Annotated in this window: 22 protein-coding genes; 6 read left to right on the top strand and 16 right to left on the bottom strand. The window is 41.3% G+C overall.

Annotated features, from left to right (window positions below; translation table 11 throughout):
* Window positions 1-50 precede the first annotated feature (50 nt).
* Entirely contained in the window at window positions 51-3,125 is a 3,075-nt protein-coding gene (gene ydiJ, locus C0J08_RS10710; RefSeq protein WP_212656119.1) for a D-2-hydroxyglutarate dehydrogenase YdiJ, read from the top strand.
* 82 nt (window positions 3,126-3,207) lie between these two features.
* The gene (locus C0J08_RS10705; protein ID WP_212656118.1) at window positions 3,208-3,948 is read left to right on the top strand and encodes a spermidine synthase; all 741 of its coding nucleotides are present in this window, start codon (window positions 3,208-3,210) and stop codon (window positions 3,946-3,948) included.
* A gap of 84 nt (window positions 3,949-4,032) precedes the next feature.
* Here the strand turns inward: C0J08_RS10705 and pgm are convergent, their stop codons facing one another.
* Together pgm and C0J08_RS10695 are read right to left on the bottom strand one after the other, a co-directional pair.
* Entirely contained in the window at window positions 4,033-5,676 is a 1,644-nt protein-coding gene (gene pgm / locus C0J08_RS10700; RefSeq protein ID WP_212656117.1) for a phosphoglucomutase (alpha-D-glucose-1,6-bisphosphate-dependent), read from the bottom strand.
* 131 nt (window positions 5,677-5,807) lie between these two features.
* Window positions 5,808-6,932, bottom strand: a complete 1,125-nt coding sequence (locus tag C0J08_RS10695; RefSeq protein ID WP_212656116.1) for a beta-ketoacyl-ACP synthase III — start codon at window positions 6,930-6,932, stop codon at window positions 5,808-5,810.
* A gap of 273 nt (window positions 6,933-7,205) precedes the next feature.
* Here C0J08_RS10695 and C0J08_RS10690 point away from each other — a divergent pair, with 273 nt between their 5' ends.
* Window positions 7,206-8,351 carry a patatin-like phospholipase family protein gene (locus C0J08_RS10690; protein WP_212656115.1) on the top strand — a complete coding sequence of 382 codons (1,146 nt, stop codon included), beginning with the start codon at window positions 7,206-7,208 and terminating at the stop codon, window positions 8,349-8,351.
* 4 nt (window positions 8,352-8,355) lie between these two features.
* Here C0J08_RS10690 and murI read toward each other — a convergent pair whose 3' ends face one another.
* From murI to C0J08_RS10650, 8 genes are read right to left on the bottom strand one after another with little or no spacing between them, the layout of a single operon-like run.
* Window positions 8,356-9,165 (bottom strand): glutamate racemase, encoded by an 810-nt coding sequence (gene murI, locus C0J08_RS10685; protein WP_212656114.1) that lies wholly within the window; start codon window positions 9,163-9,165, stop codon window positions 8,356-8,358.
* Window positions 9,165-10,235 carry a UDP-N-acetylmuramate dehydrogenase gene (murB, locus tag C0J08_RS10680; RefSeq protein WP_212656113.1) on the bottom strand — a complete coding sequence of 357 codons (1,071 nt, stop codon included), beginning with the start codon at window positions 10,233-10,235 and terminating at the stop codon, window positions 9,165-9,167. The genes murI and murB overlap by 1 nt, the downstream gene beginning before the upstream one ends.
* Window positions 10,236-10,243: 8 nt before the next feature.
* Window positions 10,244-10,720, bottom strand: a complete 477-nt coding sequence (locus C0J08_RS10675; RefSeq protein ID WP_212656112.1) for a low molecular weight protein-tyrosine-phosphatase — start codon at window positions 10,718-10,720, stop codon at window positions 10,244-10,246.
* On the bottom strand, window positions 10,717-10,914 hold the full coding sequence (locus C0J08_RS10670) for a Trm112 family protein (protein ID WP_212656111.1): 198 nt from the start codon (window positions 10,912-10,914) through the stop codon (window positions 10,717-10,719). The genes C0J08_RS10675 and C0J08_RS10670 overlap by 4 nt, the downstream gene beginning before the upstream one ends.
* The gene (gene lpxK, locus C0J08_RS10665; RefSeq protein WP_212656110.1) at window positions 10,907-11,947 is read right to left on the bottom strand and encodes a tetraacyldisaccharide 4'-kinase; all 1,041 of its coding nucleotides are present in this window, start codon (window positions 11,945-11,947) and stop codon (window positions 10,907-10,909) included. The genes C0J08_RS10670 and lpxK overlap by 8 nt, the downstream gene beginning before the upstream one ends.
* Window positions 11,944-12,366: an ExbD/TolR family protein gene (locus C0J08_RS10660; protein ID WP_212656109.1), complete on the bottom strand. Its 423-nt coding sequence runs from the start codon at window positions 12,364-12,366 to the stop codon at window positions 11,944-11,946. The genes lpxK and C0J08_RS10660 overlap by 4 nt, the downstream gene beginning before the upstream one ends.
* Complete coding sequence (locus C0J08_RS10655; protein ID WP_212656108.1) at window positions 12,363-12,989, bottom strand: MotA/TolQ/ExbB proton channel family protein; 627 nt, start codon at window positions 12,987-12,989, stop codon at window positions 12,363-12,365. Before C0J08_RS10655 ends, C0J08_RS10660 begins: the two co-directional genes overlap by 4 nt.
* A 13-nt stretch (window positions 12,990-13,002) precedes the next feature.
* The gene (locus C0J08_RS10650; RefSeq protein ID WP_212656107.1) at window positions 13,003-14,937 is read right to left on the bottom strand and encodes a ComEC/Rec2 family competence protein; all 1,935 of its coding nucleotides are present in this window, start codon (window positions 14,935-14,937) and stop codon (window positions 13,003-13,005) included.
* Window positions 14,938-14,981: 44 nt separating this feature from the next.
* Between C0J08_RS10650 and C0J08_RS10645 the strand changes: the two genes are divergently transcribed.
* Entirely contained in the window at window positions 14,982-15,500 is a 519-nt protein-coding gene (locus C0J08_RS10645; protein WP_212656106.1) for a DUF2062 domain-containing protein, read from the top strand.
* Window positions 15,501-15,563: 63 nt separating this feature from the next.
* Here the strand turns inward: C0J08_RS10645 and C0J08_RS10640 are convergent, their stop codons facing one another.
* The 5 genes from C0J08_RS10640 to dapA form a co-directional block, all read right to left on the bottom strand.
* Window positions 15,564-16,250: an ABC transporter ATP-binding protein gene (locus tag C0J08_RS10640; RefSeq protein ID WP_212656105.1), complete on the bottom strand. Its 687-nt coding sequence runs from the start codon at window positions 16,248-16,250 to the stop codon at window positions 15,564-15,566.
* Window positions 16,243-17,487, bottom strand: coding sequence for a lipoprotein-releasing ABC transporter permease subunit (locus C0J08_RS10635; protein WP_212656104.1), 1,245 nt, complete (start codon window positions 17,485-17,487; stop codon window positions 16,243-16,245). Before C0J08_RS10635 ends, C0J08_RS10640 begins: the two co-directional genes overlap by 8 nt.
* Window positions 17,488-17,555: 68 nt before the next feature.
* Window positions 17,556-18,272 carry a phosphoribosylaminoimidazolesuccinocarboxamide synthase gene (gene purC, locus C0J08_RS10630; protein WP_212656103.1) on the bottom strand — a complete coding sequence of 239 codons (717 nt, stop codon included), beginning with the start codon at window positions 18,270-18,272 and terminating at the stop codon, window positions 17,556-17,558.
* A gap of 41 nt (window positions 18,273-18,313) precedes the next feature.
* Window positions 18,314-19,387 carry a hypothetical protein gene (locus tag C0J08_RS10625; RefSeq protein ID WP_212656102.1) on the bottom strand — a complete coding sequence of 358 codons (1,074 nt, stop codon included), beginning with the start codon at window positions 19,385-19,387 and terminating at the stop codon, window positions 18,314-18,316.
* Complete coding sequence (gene dapA, locus C0J08_RS10620) at window positions 19,384-20,265, bottom strand: 4-hydroxy-tetrahydrodipicolinate synthase (protein ID WP_212656101.1); 882 nt, start codon at window positions 20,263-20,265, stop codon at window positions 19,384-19,386. Before dapA ends, C0J08_RS10625 begins: the two co-directional genes overlap by 4 nt.
* Before the next feature lie 217 nt (window positions 20,266-20,482).
* Between dapA and bcp the strand changes: the two genes are divergently transcribed.
* Window positions 20,483-20,932: a thioredoxin-dependent thiol peroxidase gene (gene bcp, locus C0J08_RS10615; protein ID WP_212656100.1), complete on the top strand. Its 450-nt coding sequence runs from the start codon at window positions 20,483-20,485 to the stop codon at window positions 20,930-20,932.
* Between the two features lie 54 nt (window positions 20,933-20,986).
* On the opposite strand, the gene C0J08_RS10610 is transcribed toward bcp, so the two are convergent.
* Window positions 20,987-21,967 carry an aldo/keto reductase gene (locus C0J08_RS10610; protein WP_212656099.1) on the bottom strand — a complete coding sequence of 327 codons (981 nt, stop codon included), beginning with the start codon at window positions 21,965-21,967 and terminating at the stop codon, window positions 20,987-20,989.
* A gap of 109 nt (window positions 21,968-22,076) precedes the next feature.
* Between C0J08_RS10610 and C0J08_RS10605 the strand changes: the two genes are divergently transcribed.
* Window positions 22,077-22,964: a LysR family transcriptional regulator gene (locus C0J08_RS10605; protein ID WP_212656098.1), complete on the top strand. Its 888-nt coding sequence runs from the start codon at window positions 22,077-22,079 to the stop codon at window positions 22,962-22,964.
* Window positions 22,965-22,994 lie beyond the last annotated feature (30 nt).

Genomic DNA, 22,994 nt, shown 5'->3' with positions numbered 1-22,994 from the left:
AGACGTTTCTTTGTTAAAATCCCCGCACTCATCATATGTGGAGATGAAACATGATTCCAAAGCTTTCTGAAGTATCGCCAGTTCAGGCCAAATATCTTTCTTTTATCGAACGTCTGAAAACTTCAGGATTCTCAGGAGACACCAATCCTGATTATGCAAACCGTGTGGTTCTTTCAACGGACAACTCAATTTATCAAGTATTACCGCAAGGGGTAATCTACCCCAAAACGACTCAAGACATTCAATTGCTTGTACAATTGGCAAACCAAGACGAATTTAGCGATGTGGTGTTGAGTCCTAGAGGTGGCGGCACTGGTACCAATGGTCAATCATTAACGGATGGTTTGGTAGTCGATCTATCCAAGCATATGAATCGTATTTTAGAAATCAACGAAGCGGAAGGATGGGCACGCGTAGAAGCCGGTGTGGTAAAAGATCAGCTTAATAAAGCCATCAAACCACATGGTTTATTCTTTGCACCGGAACTGTCCACCAGCAATAGAGCAACAATTGGCGGCATGATAAACACGGACGCCAGTGGTCAAGGCTCAGTAATGTATGGCAAAACCCGCGATCATGTCCTCTCTCTAAAGACGGTTTTATTAGACGGCACTGTTCTCGACTCCTCTCCCATCAATGACGAGACACTTGCTAGTATTCAAAGCGGTAGTGATTATGCAGCTCATGCACATCGCATGGTTGATAGCATTCAGAAAAACAAAGCGCAACAAATCAAAGACACTTTCCCAGATCTTAACCGCTGCTTAACGGGTTACGATTTGGCTCACATTCGCACTGATGACGGCAAATTCGATATGAATTCCGTACTTTGTGGATCAGAGGGTACATTAGGATTTATTGTTGAAGCTAAAGTAAACCTTTTACCTATTCCGACATATGCAGCATTAGTTAACATTCGCTATGACAGTTTCGAGGGGTCGCTTCGTCATGCTCGTGAGCTGCTTTCGGCCAAACCGACCTCGATTGAGACAGTTGACTCCAAAGTACTTGGCCTTGCTAAAGGCGATATCATTTGGAATTCCGTGGCAGAATTCTTTCCAGAAAATGCGGATGAAAATATCCAAGGCATCAACCTAGTCGAATATACTGGTGACAATGAACAAGAAGTCGCAACGAAAGTTAAGGTTCTTACGGATAAACTGGATGCCTTAGCAGAACAAAGTAACAGCAGCGCCTTGGGCTATACTATTGCTATGGGCCATGAAAATGTTAATAAACTATGGGCTATGCGTAAAAAGTCGGTTGGTCTGCTAGGTAATGCCAAAGGTGAGCGACGCCCTATTCCTTTTGTTGAAGACACGGCTGTTCCTCCTGAAAACCTTGCGGATTTCATAATGGAGTTTCGTGCCGTTTTGGACAGCTATAAAGTTCAATATGGTATGTTCGGCCATGTGGATGCGGGAGTGCTTCATGTTCGCCCGGCTCTTGATCTTAAAGATGAATCACAAGAACCCATGATTAGAGAAATCACCGACAAGGTGGTTAGACTCACGCAGAAATACAATGGTCTCTTGTGGGGCGAGCATGGCAAAGGCGTTCGATCAGAATACGCCCCAGCCTTTTTTGGTGAACTCTACCCAAGTATTCAGCAAGTAAAAGGTGCTTTCGACCCAAGAAACCAACTGAATCCAGGTAAAATCGCTACGCCTTTTGAGCTAGGTAAAGACTTGCTTAAAATTGACGCCGTCTCTCTTCGTGGCCAATTTGATCGTCAGATCCCACTGCATAACCGAGATCAATTTCAAGAAGGTATGTATTGTAATGGCAACGGTGCTTGCTATAACTTTGATCCGAATGATGCCATGTGCCCTTCTTGGAAAGGCACTCGCGATCGCCGTCATTCACCAAAAGGCCGTGCCTCTTTAATGCGTGAGTGGTTGCGTGCCATGAGCCAACAAAACGTCAATACAGCCAAGGCAAGTAAAGAAGCCAAAGACAGCCGATTCCTCTTTAATTTCTTGCCCAGACTCAAAAACACACTAGCCAAACGCCGTGGAGACTACGATTTCTCAAACGAAGTCCATGAATCCATGATGGGCTGCTTAGCCTGTAAATCGTGTGTTGGACAATGCCCAATTAAAGTTGATGTTCCTGAATTCCGAGCTAAATTTTTAGAGCTTTATTACAGCCGCTATCTACGACCTGCCAAAGACTATCTTATTGGCTCACTAGAATTCATGATGCCAACAATGGCAGCAATACCTCAGCCATACAATTGGCTAGTTAGCCGCCGTTGGGTGAATCATTTTAGTAGCAAATATATAGGTCTAACCGACAACCCAAAACTGAGCAAGCTCAATTTAAAGAAGGAAATGTCCCGTCGCGGAATTCGATTGGCAACCCCTTTGGCGATTGAATCATTAAGCCCTAAAGATCGCTCACGTGCTGTGATTGTCGTGCAAGATGCTTTCACCAGTTATTTTGAAACGGAACTGGTATTGGATACGATGGAAGCCTTGAGTCGACTCGGCTTTCAAGCTTATTTAGCACCATACATGCCGAACGGTAAGCCATTGCACGTTCATGGTTTCATGAAAGCATTTAACCGCACCGCCCGTAAAAATTTAGACATGCTTCAAAGTTTGGCTTTTTATGGCCTGCCCTTTATTGGTATAGACCCTTCGATGACGTTAACCTATCGATCTGAGTACAGCAAAGCCTTTGCAGATACTCGACAGATTCCAAACATCCAACTAATGCAAGAATGGCTGAATAAAAAAAGCGAGCATCTCATAAAACAACCATTGAAGTGTGAAAGTGCTACCTACCACTTAATGACCCACTGCACAGAGAAAACGAATGCCGCAGCCTCCATTAAAGATTGGCAAGAGGTTTATCGTATTCTTGGTCTTGAGCTTAATGTCGAAAATGTGGGTTGCTGTGGCATGGCTGGTACTTATGGCCATGAAACAGCCAATAAAAATACGTCAAAAACAATTTATGACTTATCTTGGAAAGAAAAAGTGACCGAGCCCACTCTCAATAGCAAGTTAGTCGCCACTGGCTATTCTTGCCGTAGCCAAGCCAAACGTTTTGACGATGTGAACATCCCCCACCCGATACAGGTAATATTAAAACATTTGAGAGAAGCCACCGTTAATTAACCATATAGATTAAAAGGTATCTTGAAGGCTCGGTATTCCGAGCCTTCTTTTTATATATTTAAGTACATTTTTAAGGGACAACATGAGTCACCAGAACTTATTACATGACAGCGCCGATGAACTGGGCCCAATTCGTATATTTGATGATGGACAATATCGCATTCTGTCTTTTGCTGAAGGTGATGAACAAAGCCGAATCCGTCTCTCTACCCCACATGTTCTTCAACATGAATACACCCAAGCCATGATGCTGCCTTTACTTTTCTGCGAGCCCAAACGCGTCTGCATATTAGGGCTTGGTGGTGGCACATTACTCAATGCACTTCACCACACCGTTCCAGCTATTCACATCACCGCAATAGAGCTTAGACAGGAAGTACTGGATGCTGCAGAGATGTATTTCAAATTGCCAAAGGGGAAACGAATTCATTTAGAGGTGGCCAATGCGATCGATCGCATGGCTGAGGGTCTACCGAAAAAGGTGGATTTGTTGATGACTGATTTATATAACACAGATGGAATGGACCGTTCAGTACTGCAAGCAAGTTTTATTGAAAATTGCGCGAAAAATATCAAAGAAGATGGCTGGTTAGCGTTAAATTGTTGGGTTGATCAAAAAAACAACCACGATCTTACTGCCATCTTAAAACGACATTTCAATGACGTTCGTGCTTTGGATACAGGAACTGGCAACTGGGTAATCATCGCCGGTAAAAGAACAAACCACAACAACGCCAAAGAACTTAAAGTAGCCGCTCAGAAGCTAAGCGATAAAATGGGTTTTCAGTTAACAAAATGGCTCTCTCGACTCTCAGATATCTAATTGCTAGCCTTTAAAACTCAAAATGCCGCCTATCGATTAAATAAGCGGCATTTTGGTACTTTTCAAATAATCACTAGTGAGTAATTAGCGATCGAGCACAGTATCCACCAAGGCTTTTGCTTCGTTTTCAAGCTCAGACAAATGCTCTTCTGATATAAAACTTTCTAAATAGATTTTATAAACGTTTTCCGTACCAGATGGACGAGCGGCAAACCAACCATTTTCGGTAGAGACTTTTAAACCACCTATGGCGGCTTGATTACCTGGAGCATGCGTTAATACAGAGGTAATGGATTCGCCTGCTAATTGAGTTTGTGTGACATCCTTAACGTCTAGCGCTCCCAGCAAGGCTTTTTGGGCAGAAGTTGCGGCAACATCAATACGCTTGTAAAAAGGTTTTCCATATTTAGCAACTTTCGCCTCATAAAGTGTTTGTGGATCTTTACCAGTCACCGCCAAAATTTCGGCAGCAAGTAAGGCCATAATGAAACCATCTTTATCAGTCGACCAAACACTGGCATCTTTACGCAGAAACGACGCCCCTGCACTTTCTTCACCACCAAAAGCCATTGTGCCTTGATACAAACCTTCAACGTACCATTTAAAGCCAACAGGCACTTCACAAAGCTTGCGACCTAATCCCACCACCACGCGGTCTATCATCCCGCTAGAAACCAAAGTCTTGCCAAATTGAATATCTTGCGGCCACTGTTTTCTGTGTTGAGACAAATATTCAATGGCAACGGCCAAATAAGCATTTGGATTCATCAAGCCAAATTTAGCACAAACGATGCCATGACGATCATAGTCTGGATCATTACCTACTGCGATATCAAAGTCATCTTTTAGACTGAGCAAACCTTGCATTGAGTAAGGCGATGAACAGTCCATACGGATGCGTCCATCTTTATCACGAGGAACAAAACGGAAAGTTGAATCCACTTCCTTATTAACGACTGTGATGTCCAACCCATATTTTTTTGCTATTGGTTCCCAATAGTGGATACCAGAACCACCCATAGGATCAACACCAATACGAATTTTCGCTTCAGCAATTGCTTTCATATCAATGACATTTTCAAGGTCATTCACATAGTGATTAATATAATCAAACGGTTCAATCAGCCCACTTACTTCGATTTCTTCAGGAGTGAAACGCTTAACACCCTGTAAATCTGCTTCCAACAAGGCATTAGCTCTTTTTGCCACCCAATCAGTAATGTCTTTGTCAGCAGGACCACCTTTACTGGAATTGTATTTAATCCCCCCATCTTCCGGCGGATTATGAGATGGCGTGATCACGATACCATCACTCACATCTGAAGCAGATTTATTGTGCGTTAATATGGCATGGGAAATAACAGGAGTCGGCGTGTATCCTCCATTTAACTGTGTGCGAACACGAACACCATTCGCAGTGAGCACGCTCAAAGTTGTTTGAAATGCAGCCTCTGATAAAGCATGAGTATCTTTGCCCAAATATAAAGGGCCTGTTACTTGTTGTGACAAACGATATTCAGCGATCGCTTGTGCAATAGCAAGGATATGATTCTCATTGAAACTGACAGCAAAAGCACTACCACGATGACCCGATGTCCCAAAACTAACTCTTTCATCTGGATGAGTTTTCACTCGTGGCTTTTTAAGGTAATAAGCCGACATAAGTTCAGGAAGGTTTACTAATAAATCGTGAGAAGCAAGCTGCCCTGCTTGAGGATGTATTGCCATATTTAAAATGCCCTATATAAGTCATTGATAGCGATCTATTTAGTCTCCCTTATAATCACATCGGTTTCAATGACTTAACTTGGCTATTACTTAACTTAGACATTTAACATTGTTATGCAAAGTTTAAGTAGCTATCGCTTACGAAGAATCAAGCTACCAATAGAATAACCCGCCCCAAAAGAACAAATCACACCGAGATCACCAACATTTAAGTCTTCATGGTATTTTGCAAAGGCGATTATAGAACCTGCCGATGCCGTGTTAGCGTATTCATCAAGCACCACTGGCGCTTCTTCAAGTGTCGCGTCACGACCTAGCAATCGCTTACTGATTAACAAATTCATATTGATATTAGCTTGATGTAACCACCAACGTTTTAATTCAGACACTTGAATATTTAGACTTTTTAGGTGGGACTCAATATGCTCTGCCGCCATTGGACAGACCTCTTTAAACACTTTTCGGCCGTTTTGATGAAACAACATATCTGCTGAATAAGGATCTTCATCGGTTACTCGTGTGGTGTAGCCAAAATTAGAACGAATATTATTTGAGTATGAAGTAACACATTTTGTGCTTAGAACATCAAAAGAATGATCCGATTGACAAGTTTCACTACTTTCTACCACCACAGCAGTCGCCACATCACCAAATATAAAATGCGAATCTCTATCCATGTAATTCACTTGCGGTGAAGTCAGTTCTGGATTGATCACTAATACACCTTTGGAAGATCCCGCTTTTACGGCGTCAACCGCTCTTTGGATACCAAAAGTGGCCGCCGAGCAAGCGACCAGCATGTCGAAACCAAATCCCTCTATAGCCAATGCCGATTGCACTTCAATCGCAATTGCAGGATAAGAGCGTTGAGTGTAAGCGCAGGACACAATAACCATATCAATATCACTGGTCTTTTTGTTTGCCGCTGCAAGGGCTTTTTTTGCTGCGGCAATAGCCATTTCTGCTTGATGAGAAAGCTGTTCATCACTTCTAACTTCAAGCACTGGACGCATACGATCGATATCTAATGCGCCTTCTTTTGAATAAATGTAGCGGTTTTTTATGCCAGATGCTTTTTCGATAAATGCACTACTTGAAAAAGGCTTAGCCTCTAACTCCCCTTTCTCAATGGCATCGGCATTTTGGGCATTAAATTGTTCAGCCCAAGCATTATAACTATCAACCAGCTCTTCATTACTTATTTTGTTTTCTGGGGTCCATAGACCAACACCACTAATGACAACAGAAGAATCCATGGCACTATCCTTTTTTTTATTATTCAAAAATATCTTTTTTCTTTTTATCGACTGATTTAAAAAGTATAGAAGAGATTGTGGAGTAGATTGCTTAGACAGTCCAGAATTTGTAATAACTAGAGCGATAATTTATTCGATTTAATTATATCAAGAGATTGTATTTTGGACTAAATCAACCATACTCCCTATAAGGGAGTGATTGTTTTAATAGAAAAAACCTGTACTTATAAGATACATTGACCATCTATGCCATTTCAAAATAAGCGAACCTTTATGAAAAATAATAACGCATTAATTTTATCAGGTGGTGGTGCTCGTGCTGCATATCAAGTCGGTGTCTTATCCGCAATGGGTAGAATGCTACCTAAACGCTCCTCTCTTCCTTTCTCGATACTATGCGGCACATCGGCTGGAGCTTTAAATGCCACTATGCTGGCGTGCTATGCCGATAACTTTTCTAAAGCGGCATCATCTCTTGCTTTTGTCTGGCGTCACTTAACACCGGATCAAATTTATACAGTAGGTCGATGGCCTGTGGCGAGTTCACTGACTAAAACCTTGCTATCCCTATTTCATCTTCATAATCACGACAACTCGATAGCTTTGATGGACAACACACCATTAAAAGAGCTATTAACAAATCATTTGGATTTTTCGAGTATTAACAAGGCAATTGATAACAATCAGCTAAAAGCATTAGCGGTTACAGCAATGAGCTACAGTACAGGAGAATCCACCACTTTTTTTCAAGGGGCTCATGATATAAAAGCTTGGCAAGATAATAGAAGAAAAGGAGTGTCCGCTGAGTTAGGTGTTGATCATCTACTAGCCTCCAGCGCCATTCCAACAATCTTCCCTGCTCATAGAATACAAAATCATTACTATGGTGATGGTGCAATCCGCCAGAAATCCGCCATTTATCCAGCTTTAAAGCTTGGTGCAGAAAAGCTTTTCATTATAGGCGTAAGCGGCAATCGAAGTGCGAAAAAATGGGCTCCCCAAGAAAAAGATATCGAGAAAAACGCGCCAAGCATGGCCCAAATACTCGGACAGCTCTTAAATAGCGCTTTTATTGATAATCTGGAAGACGATATTTATCAATTAGAAATAATGAATCGCCTTATTCGAGACCTTCCTGAAGATAAAAAAATTAACCACCCTAACCTTCCAACCGAAACATTAATTATTTCACCTTCAGAAGAACTGAATGAAATCGCTTATCAATACATAGGAACATTGCCAAAAAAGATTCGAGTCCTATTGAAGGCGGCTGGAGGCTCAACAACAGAAAAAATAAGCTCCGCAGCAAGTTACCTACTCTTTACACCACAATACTGTCGTGCACTCATTGAATTAGGTTACCAAGATGCGATGTGGGAGAAAGATAGGATTATTAATTTCTTTGAAGATAGCTATTAATGCACTAAATCAATATATGCCTATGCTCTTTGATAACACTTGAAGACTTCACCCATGAAGCTAGACGCGGCATATTCTGAAAGCCCAGAGAGCTACAAAGCTCAATATGACCAAGTTTATCTACATCTTGATCCAACAAAATTCTCATTTCATCTGGATAAGAGTCTTTGAGTCGGCGAATCAACTGAGCCGTTACTCCTTCACTCGGCTCTATAATTTCGCATTCGCTACCCAAAAACTGCTCAAATACATTTTTAACCAGTGGATAATGCGTACAAGCGAGCACCAAAGTATCAATACTTTCAGCCATCATTTGTTGGCTTAATTGCTGAACCGTTTCACTCACTTTATCTTTTGATTGCGGCCAAGCATCAATATCGAAAGCCAAAGTAGAACTGGACATAATCGAAACATGACTGTCCGCTTTCCAAAGTTCAATCAATTGATTTAAACGTTTACTCTGAGCGGTTACTGGTGTTGCTAACACCGCCACCCGACGCTTCTTGCTTAGACGAAAAGCGGGCTTTACCGCAGGCTCTACCCCAATAATTGGTAATGATGTACTGGCACGCAATGCATCAATTGCAGCCACCGTGGCGGTATTGCAGGCAACAACAATCGCGCTGACCTTCTCATGCTCAAAGAAGCGTGCAATTTTTACCAGTCGTTCTTCTAGCTGCTCGACACTTTTACTGCCATAGGGAGCAAAAGCATCATCCGCTAAATACACTAAATCTAGATAGGGATGTTTTTGGTTAATCGCATTTAGAATAGTCAGCCCACCTGCGCCAGAGTCCATAACACCAACTTTCATTAGTGCTCCTCCGTTTCCAAAGGCAGCTGTACAGGCTCTCGCTCCAGTTTGACACCGTAGCGATTCCAAATAGACTGTTTTATTTGGGCTTCTAGTTCTAACAAAGGTACAGCTTTGGTTTCAGAATGATTTACCAAAACCAAAGCCTGTTTGTCGTAAACCCCCACTCCTTGATAATGCTTTCCTTTCCAACCGGCTTGCTCTATCAACCAACCCGCCGCTAATTTGAAGTTTTCGTCAAATGGAAATGAGACTAGATTTGGGAACTGCTCTTTTAGCTTATGATGCTGTGCAGAATTAACGATTGGATTTTTAAAGAAACTGCCCGAATTTGCTAGTAGGGATGGATCAGGCAGTTTTTCACTCCTAACATGGCAAACCGTGTCGAACACAGACTGTAGACTCGCTTTTCCTTCTATACGGTCAGACAATCCACCATAACTCAATAACAATTCAGAACGTTTTTTTAACGACAATTCCACACAAGTAATGATCAACAAATCCTTCCATTGACCTTTGAAATGACTATCTCGATAAGCAAATCCGCAATCTCGCCCATTGATCCAGTAAACATCACCCGTCTTTCTATTAATCACTTGGACACGAGCTAGAACGTCTTTTATTTCAACACCATAAGCCCCTATGTTTTGAACGGGGGCTGCACCTGCCGTCCCCGGAATTAAAGCGAGATTTTCAATTCCATACCAACCTTGTTCAACAACATGCTTTACGACTTGATGCCAGTTCTCACCTGAAGACACCGTTAAACTAACTAGGTTACCCGCTTGCTCTCTAGAACTAATTCCAGTCAAACGATTAATGATCACCAAGCCAGTAATGTCTGCAGATATCAGTAAATTACTTCCTCCACCAATGATAGTAACCGCTTGTTTGAAATGCTTTGCCCAAGCCAACAAGGCTTTCAACCCATCGAGACTGTCTGCAATAGCGAAATATTCGGCAAGATAGTCAAAACGAAAAGTATTGTAGTTGGTTAAAGAAACGTTTTCTTGAATGGAGTTTTCAATGCGCAGGGCAAAAGCATCCTCGGTGTTAAATCGCATTTTCATTATCAGATTTAATCTTCTGTTTTAGTTTGGAGGTAATGGACAAACGCTTCAGAAATTTCATTCAGATGGAGTCTCATTGTTTCGAAGCCTTCGTCGCCACCATAATAAGGATCTGCCACTTCACCGAATGCACTTTGACGATTAAATTCTCCGAACATTACCAATTTGGCTCTGTTGTTTTCGGGCTGTATTTTCTTAAGGTTAGCGAGGTTAGCCCTGTCCATAGCAAGAATCCAGTCGAACTTATTAAAATCAGCCGAGGTTACTTGACGAGCTTTCTGTTGAGAAATGTCGATACCGGCTCGTTGAAGTGTTTTTATCGAACGAGAGTCTGGTGGGTTACCCACGTGGTAAGCAGCGGTTCCGGCAGAATCGATCTCTAGAAATAGCTCATTCTGAGCCGCAATATGTTCTAAAATACCCTGAGCGGCGGGCGATCGACAGATATTGCCCAAACACACCGTCAATATTTTATACGACTTCACTTTGAAGAACCTGAATCTAAACGTTCATCTGTAGTTAATGTACGAGCCTCGCTTTCTAATAAAACCGGAATGCCATCACGTACCGGATACGCCATACCGCCCATTTTACTAATCAGCTCTGTTCCATCTTCATTTAATGTTAAAGGAGCTTTAGTAACTGGGCATACAAGAATATCTAATAAAGTTTTATTCATGGGAATTATCCACTTTTTTTATACAGTTTAATTTTTTAAGAAAGGCTTCCTTAAAGCTGTCAGGCAATGCTAAGGAAACTGGTAAATACCAAACATTAGAATTTGATATTTTCAACGACTGACACTTTACCGCATCTTTCTCTGTCATAATAACCGATCCATGGGAAGGAATGTCATCGGCTTTGAATTCATAATGATCAGCAAACCATTGATAAGTACTATTAGAAGCCTGCAAACCTAACCGATTTAACGTATCTTTAAAGCGCTCAGGGTTTCCTATTCCTGCCATGACATGCCACTTCTTCTCAGCAAAAAATGCATCATGACAATTCAAGCTTTTTGTGCCATCCAAAGACTCTAGATGAGTTGATACAAGAGGAGCAAACTGTATAGGTAAGTTTAACTTTTTAAGAGAATGAGTCATCTGATTTGAAACACTGAAAACAAAATCCACATCAAGAAGTCGCTCAACCGGCTCTCTTAAAGGACCAACAGGTAACAACTGAGCATTTCCAATACCACGGTTAGCATCTAGCATGGCAATCTCAATATCTCGATTAAGCCGATAATGCTGCATACCATCGTCACTCACAATGACGTCAACATCACTATTCAAAAGTAGAAATTTTACCGCTTCGTCTCGCTTTGGAAATACCACCATAGGACAAGCAGTGCGTCGAACCAACATAACTGGCTCATCTCCAACTTTGTTAGGAGAGCTATTAGAGTAAACAAATGTTGGTGCCTCAACTTTGACGCCATGTCCTCGAGAAACAATACCTGGCCGATAGCCTTGCTCTTTTAGTAGCTGACATAACGCCACTACCATTGGAGACTTACCGGTTCCACCAACCGTGATATTTCCTACAACTATAACTGGAACAGGGGCTTTATAGGACTGTTCGGGGTGTTCTAAAAAATGTGCTCTTTTTTTCAGAACCGTTTTTTTTATCATAGGCTGCAGTGGACGAAATACATTTGTCCACCCACAACGAGCGTACCACGATCGAGTAAATAAAGACTCAAGACTCACTTGGCAGGCTCTTTTTGAGCTGTATGAGCAAGCTTTGTTATACCAAGACTTGCAGCCGCATCATAGACCCTTAGCACCATATCGTATGAGGCTTTAGCGTCAGCCGTGATAATAAGCGGACGCGAGTAATCCCCTCCCATTACCTCTTTCAAGCCTTGAACAAGTGTGCTTACTTTTTCATTTATTAGCGTTTGCCCATTGATAACATATTGTCCATCAGCGGTAATTACTAGTTCGACATTCTTGGAGCGATCTGAACTAGGAGCATTTGAAGTTGCGGTCGGCAAATCAATCGTCAACTCAGTACTTTGATTAAACGTGGTACTAACCATAAAGAAAATAAGCAATAAAAAGACGACATCGATCAGTGGCGTTAAATTGATTTGCACGTCATCTATTTTTTGACGGCGAAACTTCACTGTGCTGCTCCTGATTTATCTCGATCACCATGCAGCGAGTCTATCAATTTAGTAGATTGTTGTTCCATACTCACAACTAGCTCATCAATTTTGCGACTAAAAAAACGATGAAAAATTAATGCTGGAATCGCAACACCTAAACCCGCGGCGGTTGTGAGTAGGGCTTCGGAGATACCTCCAGCCAACAAAGCAGTATTGCCTGCACCACTTTCCATAAGAACTGAAAAGACTTTAATCATTCCAACAACCGTTCCTAAAAGACCAAGCAATGGCGATATGGCAGCAATCGTACCTAATGTATTCATAAAACGTTCTAATTCATGAATCACATGACTAGCGGCTTCTTGAATGCTTTCTTTCATTGCACCACGCCCGTGTTTAGAGTTAATAAGCCCCGCCGCAAATATAGAAGACAAACCTGATTTAGCTTGCATCGAACGAATATAATCTATCGTCATACGGTCATCACGCAATCTCGTCATCACATCTGATAGTAGATCTTTTGGTGCAACAGCCGATTTACGAAGAGTCCAAAAACGCTCCAAGATAATAGCCAACGTTAGAATGGAACAGGCCATTAATGGCCACATAAAAAAACCACCAGTTTGAATAAAGGCTAACACTTCGCTCTCCATTTTAAATTTGACTGTAATTTAACACACTCTCTAACTTTTCTACACGTTTGCAAGTGTCAGATTTTAAGAGAAAAAATGAATAAAGACAGGAAGAATGCCGAAGTGAAACAGCAGCATGATCAAAATAAAAATTTAGCACTTCTCCTTTTTTAAGAACAAGCCAATTTACTTGCAGGGCATTCAACCTCGCCATGACGGGCAATGTTGGCAGCTGTTTTAAAACTACCCACTCCACGTCATAATTTAACAGCATTCTGGCTGTAAGCTTTGATATGTCGGATGGCGATATAAAGTAACCACTTTGTTGAAACTGATTTATATATTGCCCTATCCGCAAACGCTCAATATCTTCTCTGATCCATGAATCCACCAGCAAAACCTCATTCCCTTTCATCATAGTTAACTTATAATCGTAATTACGGATGCTAAAATCAGCCCCAGTGGGTTTAAACAACATTGACGAAAACAAAACACACCAAATCCCCAATAGACTAATCATTCCCCGTTTTAAAGGACTTTGGTAAACCCAATAGCCCACTAAGAACAGCATTACCCACTTTGGAATAGACGATGAAAATGACTCAAACTCCAGCAAAGGCATACCAAAAGCCACCTTTTCAATAAAGAGCATCAGATAGTCTAAAAACCAATTTAATAACGCATAAAAATAATTTGAGCCAATAACCAAGACCTCAAAGCAAGCCATTAAACACCATGGAAACCAGATGAAGGCAGCACAAGGAATCAGCAGTAGGTTTATAAAAATCGAAACGATGGAGATTGCATCTTGCCAGCCCAATATCAAAACCATCGACACGGTACTAAGCATTACTTGCAACATGATTAACCGAATCAACTTAGTTGAGGTCTGACAATAGCCAATGAGTAAATAAACCATACTAAAGGATAACCACAAACCAGGGCTCAAGATTGATCGAGGATTAAAGAGAAGTATCAACCACAGAGCGAAGGTAATAATACCGTAGGCCGTTACTTTGATCGCCATCATACGAGCACATAAATATAATCCCAACATTATCGATGCTCGTATTACAGGCTCTCCCCAATTAGTCATGTAGGCATAGAGAAATAATAATGGGATGATCACTAAAGCGTCACAATACCATCGCGTAATGCTCGAAAGCATCACTCGGTTTGGACAGCATTGCCAAATAATTCGGCTTAAAATACAGCCAATGGCGAACATAAAACCCGTATGTAGGCCAGATACCACAAAAAGATGAGCCAACCCAAGAGTACGAATCATCCAAGTATCACGATCACTCCATAAATCATCGTCACCAATCAACAGCGCCTTAGAAAAACGCCAACTGCTAAACACTTGCAGAGCTTGATCTAACTTTGCAACCACTCGATTTCTAAAAGAAAAAACTGCATCGTCCTCTGGCATTGAGGATGTGTCTAAAATACGAAGAGAAATCTGGGCTAATTGTCGATTAATATATAGACGACGCTGCCACCAAGAACCTTGTTTATCGGCTATCAATACATTCGTTATGGTTGCTTTCGTTAGAGCGCGGCCACGCTCATGAAAAAGGTTCTGGCTGTCATTCAATTCGAGGGTAAAATTATCGAGTACTGTCCTGTCACCAGAAGAACTAGAGAATTGAATACTTATATGTTGACTTGTTGTAAGTAAATAACGACCAGAACCACTTAACGTTGAACTTATGATCTTTTTTTCATCAAAGTCAATAAGCAGTTCATCGCCCACAGCAAATTGCACTTCTGAATCAGGCAACCATTCACTGACAACAACGCAAACCAAGGACAAAAGTGTGAAAAATAAAATTAATAAACGCTTAGACCATATTAAGTAGAGACACAAGATTACGATATGAGTAGAATAAACCCACAAATAATCACTCGGCACCAATATGGCGCCCATCAATATGGACAAACTACTTAGTAGCATAAGACCTCCTTGTCTTACATTGCTAACCTACTTTTTACCCAATTATGCCGAAGAATTATCTTAAAAAATTCATCCCGAACCCAGAAAAGTTAAAACAAAGTAAGGCATTAGGCTTACTTGGCTCGCAAATTTATGAAGCCAATTTATGGCATCTAAACCGAAAATCGGTTGCTCGTGCGTTTTTTAACGGTTTATTCTGGGCGTTTATCCCAATGCCTTTTCAAATGTTCGCTTCTGCTTTAACAGCAATTCCTATACGAGCAAATATCCCTTTGTCTATCGCACTTGTATGGATTACAAACCCATTAACCATGCCTTTTGTTTTTTTCTTTAACTACAAAGTAGGCTCGTTAATTTTGGGTTATCACAGCGAAAAAGACTTCCAACTCTCCGTGGAATGGATTTGGGACAAAATGGAACATATATGGCTACCATTATATACTGGCTCCATTGTATCTGGTCTGGTTGTTGGTGCAATTAGTTACATAGCCATCATTATATTATGGCGATTACATGTCATAAGACGCTGGAAAGAACGAAAGCTACGTAACATTAGCAAATAATCTAAAAAAAGGGTCTGAGTTAAAACTCAGACCCTTTTTTTAGATTGGCATTAGATCACTAAACTACTTCAAAATCCGTAGTTCCCCTTGAGATAACCGATAAGCCGAATCCATCCAGTCCAGCATTTTTTCGTCGTGAGTAACAACCAAAAAGGCCATGCCATAAGTTGTCTTTAATTCATTAATCAAGTTCTGAATTTCTAACGATGTCGCCTCATCTAGGTTACCCGTTGGCTCATCCATCAAAACACAAGCAGGACGATTCGCCAGAGCCCGAGCTATAGCCACTCGTTGTCGCTCACCACCAGATAACTGCGAAGGCTTGTGGTTGAAACGGTCTTTTAGACCAACCTGAGTCAGTAACTCTTCACCGCGCAGTTTTGCTTCTCTCTTATTCATGCCTGCTATCCACATAGGCATCAATACGTTTTCCAACGCTGTAAATTCGGGCAACAAGTGATGAAATTGATAGACAAATCCCATCTCTTTATTACGCATTTTTGCACGTCTAGAATCTTTTACGCTAGACCAGGAAACGCCGGCCAAACTTACTTCACCAGTGGTCGCTAAGTCCAAACCTGCAAGTAAGTTCAACAAGGTTGTTTTGCCTGAACCTGATGACCCAACAATAGCACAAGCTTGTCCTTTATTTAGGGCGAGATCTATTGACTGAAAAACATCAATCGTTTGCTTTCCATCTTGATACTGTTTAGATAATGAGCGGCACTCTAAAACAACACTATTATTCATAACGCAATGCCTCTGCTGGCTCTACTTTAGAGGCCCGCCATGCTGGGTAAATCGTAGCCGCAACGGTCATTATGAAGGCGGAAGTCACAATCAATTCCACATCTGACCAAAGAAGCTCAGAAGGCAAATAATTTATAAAATAAACATCTGCACTTAAAAACTGAACATTCAATAATGACTGTAAAGCAGCAATAATTTCGCTTACGTTAAGCGCCAAAGTAACGCCTAATACAACCCCTATCAGGGTTCCTAACATACCGATAAACATACCTTGTACTACAAAAACCCACATCACCTGACCGGAAGTAAGCCCCATTGTTCTTAAAATCGCAATATCATTACGCTTATCTGTCACCACCATAACAAGAGTCGAAACGATATTAAAAGCAGCCACAGCAACAATCAGCAATAACAACAAGCCAATCATGGTTTTTTCCATTTTTATCGCTTGAAAAAGACTGCCATGAGTTCGCGTCCAATCACTGACCCTATTTTGGCCCGGCACAGCACGAGCAATATCCCAAATACGAGTTGAAGCTAAAAATAAATCATCAAAAGATATTCTAAGCGCTTCCACTTCACCTGCTTTATAACGCTTTAATTTTGCCGCATCTTTTATATTAATATAAGCAAGACTACTGTCTAATTCCGCCCCAACTTCAAAAGTTCCGACGACAGTAAATCGCTTTAAGACAGGAGCAACACCAGCAATGGAGACATTAGCTTTAGGTAGAATTGCGGTGACTTTGTCGCCAATATCAACACGCAACATCCGTGCTAATTGAGCTCCCAGAACGATACCAAAATGCGTCTTATTAAGTGCATCTAATGACCCTGAGGCCATATTTTCACCAATGATTGACACTTTTTTTTCCATTTCAGGATCAATACCATTGAGTATCGCACCATGAACACTCTGACCAGATTGAAACATGACTTGAGCTTGTGTATGTGGTGCAACAGCAACCACATTAGGCATTTTCTCAACCAACTTAGCCGTTGCCTGCCAATCATCTAAGACTGGGCTCCCCCAAAGAGTCGCCTGAGGCACCATACCAAGAATACGTTGACGTAACTCACGATCAAACCCATTCATCACGGACAAAACCGTGATTAAAACCATGACGCCGAGCGCAAGCCCTGCAATAGAAGAGAAACTAATAAAAGAAATGAAGTGATTGGAGCGTTTTGCCCGAGCATATCTTAGGCCGATGGCAACAGGGAGGAAATTAATCAAAGTATATCCTTGCGTGGCTAAGATGAAGGAACATTGTTCCTCCATCATGAACTAAATCATTAATCCACTTAGGCGTCGAAATCGATACCTATACGACGACCTACATCTTCGTACGCTTCAATTACGCCGCCCAAGCCTTGACGGAAGCGGTCTTTATCCAATTTTTCTTTGGTTTTGGCATCCCATAAACGACACCCATCAGGAGAAAACTCATCACCTAATAAAACCTCGCCCTTATATAGGCCGAATTCTAGCTTGTAATCAACTAGAATCATGCCACCTTCAGCAAAAATCGCTTTTAATACATCATTCACCTTGAATGTAAGTTCTTTGGCTTTCGCTAAATCCGCTGCTTTCGCCCAACCAAATGATTCAACATGAGACTCGTTGATCATTGGATCTCCTAGAGCATCGTTTTTTAAAAATAACTCAAACGTTGGTGGAGACAACTCAATACCTTCTTCAACACCTAATCGACGACATAAACTGCCGGCGGCAACATTGCGAACGACACACTCAACAGGCATCATATCAAGACACTTAACCAATGATTCTGTATCACTTAAAAGCTTCTCAAAATGAGTTGGAATACCTGCTTCTTGTAGTTTTGTCATGATGAAAGCATTGAACTTGTTGTTGACCATACCTTTACGATCAAGCTGTTCAATTCTTTTGCCGTCAAATGCAGAAGTATCATCACGAAATACTAGAACCATCTTGTCAGGATCATCTGTACGAAATACAGATTTTGCCTTACCTGCATATAGCTCTTGTCGTTTTTCCATTGGAGGGTCTCCAGTTTTCTTTTATGAGGGGTTAAACTTACTTAATTTACAAAACGTTGTGCTAAGTGATAAGAAACCACTTCTGGCATATCCATCTTGGAAACATCAATAACTAAAAAATCGCCAACTTTTTGATGCGAGATTTCGTAGTGATACTCACGTAAATCCCAGCTAACATCATCTAAGTTACGACGACGAACATTAAATAGTTTTTGCTTTTCACCATTACCAGTCGGAATACTAAAGTCAACAACATCACCAATTCGTGCAACATCTTCGGATGGTACTGGTGCTAGCATATGATCTTCACCTGGCATTAAATACATATCAGCAGCTGATAGCTTAGCTTCAACATCAGAAGTTGTAACATTATTACCCAGATATATAGCGAAAGTTCCGTGATGGTCGACCCAAATAGGGAAAGAAGACTCCTCATTGAGGTTAGAAAGATAAGCCGAAGACTGTTTCAACTGACGCCCCATCACGCCCCATAGACGAACAGCTACAGAGTAAGCATCATCATTTTGAACTGGGCTAAGCCAATCGCTTGGCTCTGTATCTTTTTGCTCATCACGAAATTGTATACTGACGGCTGTTTTTTCACCCTGCTCTTTAAATTGAAACAAGAAAGCCGTTTGAGCAGGATAAACTCTCGTTATACTGCTCCACAACGATGCCCACCAACCTTGCTGATGAAAATCAAAAGGCACAGACACAATCTCATTCTCTGTCTCAGAGGCAACAGATTCACCAGCACCATGCAGTGCGGTAAGAAAATCGGTTACAATGCGTTTGGCATGCTCCTTTGAGGTAGGTACAGAGAAGACCATAAGGTCACTTTGTTCATCTACATCAATGGCCACCATAGGATAATATACAAATGGCGCTCTCGGTATAGTAAAAGATTTAGTCGGCTCTAAATCAGCAATCTTGTCTTCATTTGGTATCACTAAGACATCTTGAGAAGGCTCAGAGCCTTTTGGGACCACTAGTGTGGAACTGACCGCCTTTTCTTCTTGATAATCAACTGAATGATCCGTAAAAAAAGTACTACAGCCTGATAGTAAAATGGTCAGCGAGCTTACTCCCACCAATTTCATCGTTGATTTATTCATACTAATAATACTCCAGCTTCTATTAAGGCCTGTCTAACAGCCGCATGGTATTGTTCAGAAAGAGGCGTCAAAGGCAGTCGGATGCCCTCCTCACATAAGCCCAACTGGCTACATGCCCATTTCACAGGGATAGGATTCGACTCTAAAAATAAATTCTTATGAAGCGAAGAAATGGTTGTGTCTGTTGAGTGAGCTTGATCAGCTTTACCAGCTAATGCAAGCTCCGCTGCTTGAGCTACCGCCTTGGGAGCAACATTCGCCGTTACAGAAATATTGCCTTTGCCACCTAATAACATTAGGGCAACGGCGGTTGGGTCATCGCCCGAATAGACCGCAAAACCGTCTGGCAAAGCGTTGATTAATGCTTCCCCTCGCTCCAGATCCCCCGTAGCATCTTTTATACCAACGATATTATTCACCGATGCCAAACGAATCACCGTTTCGTTGTGCATATCACAGGCTGTTCTGCCCGGTACATTATATAGAATCTGAGGGATATCAACGGCGTCGGCGATTGCTTTAAAGTGCTGAAACAAGCCTTCTTGTGTTGGCTTGTTATAATAAGGAGTGACCAGTAGACAAGCGTCTGCACCAGCCTCTTTTGCACTTCGAGTTAAGTCTATAGCCTCATGAGTTGCGTTTGCGCCAGTACCTGCAATGACTGGTACACGACCATTCACTGTCTTGACTACCTGACGAATAACGTTTGCATGTTCTGTTGGAGTAAGCGTTGAAGATTCGCCTGTTGTTCCTACCGCAACAATGCCATGAGTCCCTTCATTAATATGAAACTCAATAAGATCATCTAATTTTTTAGTATCTACAGCGCCATCAGGTGACATAGGAGTGATAAGCGCGACTAAACTACCTGTGATCATTTCAAGTCTCCGTTAAAAATATAAGCGCGCCTATAGTACCGTCCAGACTCTGGTTTAACAATAATTGACAGACGTAAAGCAGGAGTAAATTCACAAGAATCAGTATTCTAGAGGATTTTTCTTTGTTGTCTTGTTAAGCTAATTACTGTTTATCAAATATCAGAAGCTAGACAAGCTATTTTTCTTTCACTTTTTCAATGAACAGTAGAGAAATTTTATGACAATTGAAATCGGACAAAAAGCACCTGACTTTAGTGCTAAAGACCAAAACGGTGACACCATTACACTTAGCCAATTTAAAGGCAAAAAAGTCGTTCTATATTTCTATCCAAGAGATAATACGCCAGGCTGTACTGCCCAAGCTTGTGACTTACGCGACAATTATCAGGCGTTGTTAGATCAAGGATTTGTCGTTCTTGGAATAAGCACAGATACGGAGAAAAAGCACCAAAACTTTATTGCAAAGTACGACCTACCTTTTCCTTTGATTGCTGACACAGAGAAAGAAGTCCATGAACTATATGGCACTTGGCAACTGAAAAAATTCATGGGGCGTGAATCAATGGGAACAGTAAGAACCACTTTTATCATTAATGAAGATGGCGTTATTTCAGACATTATCGGCAAGGTGAAAACAAAAACCCATGCTGAACAGATCCTAAAATAGATAAAAAGCAAAATGGCGCGATTGTTAATCGCGCCATTTTTTCACCTTACAATTTTAGATGCCACCACGGATGTGTGATCTTACTTCTTGACGATAAAACTCAGATAATAATGCATGCAGCTCTTCACTTAATGGAGATAAAGAAGACGCAGCAGCATTTCTGATCACTTGAGAAGAGCGACTAGCGCCGGCAATAATACTTGAAACCTGCGGCTGATCTAGAATCCAGCGCAGAGATACATCTAATATGTTTTGCCCAGCAGGTAATTTCTCTTTTAACGCCTCTACCAACTCCACCCCTTTTCCAAAGGGTAGACCATTAAACGTCTCACCCACATGAAATGCCGCACCATCTTTGTTATATGAGCGATGATCCTGTTCATTAAAAACATGATCGACCGTCATTTTACCCGTCAGCAATCCACTTGCTAGGGGCAAGCGCACAATAATACCAACATCATTTTTCTCGGCCAAAGGCAATAAAGACTGAACAGCATCTTGGCGAAAAACATTAAAGAGTATTTGTAAACTGGCCAATTCTGGATGCCCACAACAAAATGTCGCTTCATCCAGCATTTCAACACTCGCTCCAAAGTGTTTAATAATGCCTTCTTTTTTCAAGTCTTCCATCCAAGCCAATATATCACCTGAAAATAACACATCCCTTGGTACACAATGCAATTGAGCAAGGTCTATCGCTTCTACACCAAGACGCCGTGCCGAAGCTTGCAAACTCTTCTTCACTGACGCCTTGCTGTAACCATCTGGATACAATTCGGCATTGCGTCCAACTTTAGTCGCAATAATAGGCTGTTTAGTTAACGTTTTACGCCATCGCCCTATTCTTTCTTCACTCAAGCCACCGCCATAGACATCCGCCGTATCAAAAAAATGGATGCCTTCATCAAGTGCTGTTTGCAGTATTGCATTTGCTTCCTGATCTTCTACTGGCCCAAAATCATTACCAAGCTGCCAACATCCTAATCCAATTTCAGAAACTTCAAAGCCAGTCTTACCCAATACTCTTGTTTTCATCAAAAACTCCTTAAAAACTATTTAATCACCCATTTCACTACTATACGAACCTTTGGACTGTTTATAATTACCAATACATTAAATTCATTGTTTAACAGAGCTTAACAATATGAACTCTCAGTTACCTGAAGGCATAAAAGAATTTCTTGCTGTCGTCGAAGCACATAGCTTTACCAAGGCCGCCGAGCAACTCAACATTTCAAGAGCCAGAATGTCACAAATTATCAGTCGACTAGAGAAAAATTTAGGCGTCCAGTTATTGCATCGGTCAACACGTTCATTGTCACTGTCTCCCGCTGGTGAAACTTTTTACCAGCTCTCACGCCAAGGAATGAATCAACTAGAGTATGCCATTTCATCCGCGCAGAATGCCCACTCAAGTATTGGGGGTCAAATTCGAGTAAATTCTGTGGGTGGACTTTTTGGTGAAGCGATACTGGCTCCAATTCTGATCGATTTCATGAACAAAAACCCGAAAATAGAGATAGACCTCAGCTTTTCAAGCACAAGAGAAGACTTGATTGAATCCCAATATGACCTAGTCATCCGTATGGGAGCGTTAAGTAACTCTAATTTGATTGGCCGAAAACTCACCAGCTACAAGAATTATCTTGTTGCCAGTCCAGCCTATATTGAAACCATGCCTACACTCGTAAGCCCAAAAGACTTGTTGGACCACTCATTAATCAATGGTTCGGTCAAAAGGTGGTCATTCTCTCATATCAACGGCGAGGAAAAGTACGAGCTTCCTGTTCATGGAAAGCTTAAATGCACCAATGGGCACGTAGTCAAAAAAGCGACGTTGGAAGGAACTGGAATTTCAAGGCAACCAGCCTACTATGTTGAAAACGAAATACGCTCTCATCATCTAATTGAATTATTACCAGATTGGCGGCTCCCAAATTCTGATGTCACGTTACTGTATCCACAATCAAGAAACATCAGCCTAAGAGTAAAAGCATTGGTGCAATACTTAATGAGCGCCTTTACTATTTAAGTAAATCATCCTCAAACTGAATATGATCTC

Origin of the sequence: Marinomonas sp. CT5 (assembly GCF_018336975.1) — a bacterium.
Lineage (GTDB): Bacteria > Pseudomonadota > Gammaproteobacteria > Pseudomonadales > Marinomonadaceae > Marinomonas.
The sequence above is the reverse complement of the archived record's forward strand: the minus strand, read 5'-3'. Positions and strand labels throughout refer to the sequence as shown.